1 pseudogene is annotated in these 608 nt (G+C 52.1%); it reads left to right on the plus strand.

Annotated elements, in window-relative coordinates:
- A pseudogene (locus PG883_RS23740) lies at positions 1 to 98 on the plus strand (IS5-like element ISAs34 family transposase); the annotation flags it as partial.
- Between the last annotated feature and the right edge of the window lie 510 nt (positions 99 to 608).

The raw sequence follows: 608 nt of genomic DNA on the forward strand, positions 1-608 counted from the left end.
ATGAAAAGCTAGCCAAGAGTTTTGCAGCCTTTATCAAACTGGCTTTCTGCCTTCGCTACTTGCGCGAGTTATGTGTGGACAGAAAACCAGCATTTTGAGAACACAGCCTAGTGGAAGATTCTCGGGGGCGAACCCTCGAGGTTGTTTCAACCCCATGGAAGCGCTGGGCTGATGGCGTGGCCCACAGCTCCCGGGCAAATTGCCGCTCCACTCGCCGGTTTTTGCTGGCGACGCCACCTGGAGCTGGCCCATGTCAAATGCAGCCACCCCCCGCAGAGCCTTTGGCCTGATCTGGAGATGTGCTGCGCTCGTGGGGCGGATACATCCTCTCAAGGTGAGAAAAAGGATACAAAAAGGGCCACTTCTTGCGAAGTGGCCCTTTCCAAACGTTTGGGCTGGGGGAGTCTGAATTGTAATTTTAAGTTATTGTTTTTATTGCTTATGAAGGTTTGACGTTTGGTTGTGGTGTTACCTTGGGTGTTACTGTTGGCGAAAGTCCCCCTCTGCTTTTGGTGTTTGAGCCACTGGTTCTACCTCTCCAGCACCACAGAAGGTTGGTTCAAATCCCTTGTCGGATGCGGGTTCAAATCCCTGTGCTCAACACCTCA

Origin of the sequence: Aeromonas sp. QDB25 (assembly GCF_027707725.1) — a bacterium.
Lineage (GTDB): Bacteria > Pseudomonadota > Gammaproteobacteria > Enterobacterales > Aeromonadaceae > Aeromonas > Aeromonas caviae.